Origin of the sequence: Bowmanella yangjiangensis (assembly GCF_017255015.1) — a bacterium.
Taxonomy (GTDB): domain Bacteria; phylum Pseudomonadota; class Gammaproteobacteria; order Enterobacterales; family Alteromonadaceae; genus Bowmanella; species Bowmanella yangjiangensis.
The window spans coordinates 1-800 of the sequence record NZ_JAFKCS010000365.1 but is presented as its reverse complement, the minus strand read 5'-3'; the positions used below and the strand labels follow the sequence as shown (position 1 = coordinate 800).

Sequence of the window (800 nt, the reverse complement as noted above, 5' to 3'; positions counted from 1 at the left end):
CTGCTGGCGGGGCGCACCGAGGTGATAGCGGGGGACACCGATGCCGGTGTGGCGTACTACTGCCGGCAACTGAACATCGCTACCGATGCGCTGCGGCAGATACCCGTCGAGCTGTATCGCTCGTCGTTGTACATCGCGTTCAGCCGGGACAGCGACGATGCCCTGGTCAGCGCCTGGGCCGACGCCCTGGAGCAGCTGCGCCTGTCGGGAGAACTCGCCCGCATCCAGAGGCGCTACGAGCAGATGCCGGGGCGCTAGAGCCAGGGCGCAGAGCCAGCCAGGGGCTCTGCGCGGGGTGGTGGGCTCGCTTCAGATCCAGCGATCGTTCTGCGCCGTGCGCTCGCCACCTTCTTCGCCGGTGTTGAGCACGCCACGGGGTTCGATGAGCATCATCTTCACCTCCTGCGCGGCGTAGGGCTTGTGCTCGACGCCGCGGGGCACCACGTAGAGTTCGCCGGCTTGCAGCAGCACGTGGCCATCGCGAAAGTCGATGCGCAGCTGGCCTTCGAGGACGAAGAAGGCTTCGTCGGTGTCGGCATGCGAGTGCCAGATGAAGTCACCTTCGATGCGGACGACCTTGAACTGGTAGTCGTTCATCTCGGCGACCACTCTGGGCGACCAGTGTTCGTCGATCAGCGCCAGCTTCTGCTGCAGGTTGATCGCTTGGGTGGCCGGGGTAGGGGATTGCTGGGTCATGCGGGGGCTCCTCGTTCTGGTTGTCACCAGCCTAGCGAGGCGCTGCGGAGGCTTCTTGTACGATCCTACAGCTTGAGCATGCCGAGCCAGCGTGCCGGTGACAG

1 protein-coding gene and 1 pseudogene are annotated in these 800 nt (G+C 65.2%); one reads left to right on the top strand and one right to left on the bottom strand.

The window, feature by feature from the left end; genetic code table 11:
- Positions 1-258 (top strand): annotated as a pseudogene (locus J0A65_RS24585) (transporter substrate-binding domain-containing protein); the annotation flags it as partial.
- A 51-nt stretch (positions 259-309) separates the two neighbouring features.
- Here J0A65_RS24585 and J0A65_RS24580 read toward each other — a convergent pair.
- Entirely contained in the window at positions 310-696 is a 387-nt protein-coding gene (locus J0A65_RS24580; RefSeq protein ID WP_037047959.1) for a cupin domain-containing protein, read from the bottom strand.
- Positions 697-800: the final 104 nt, after the last annotated feature.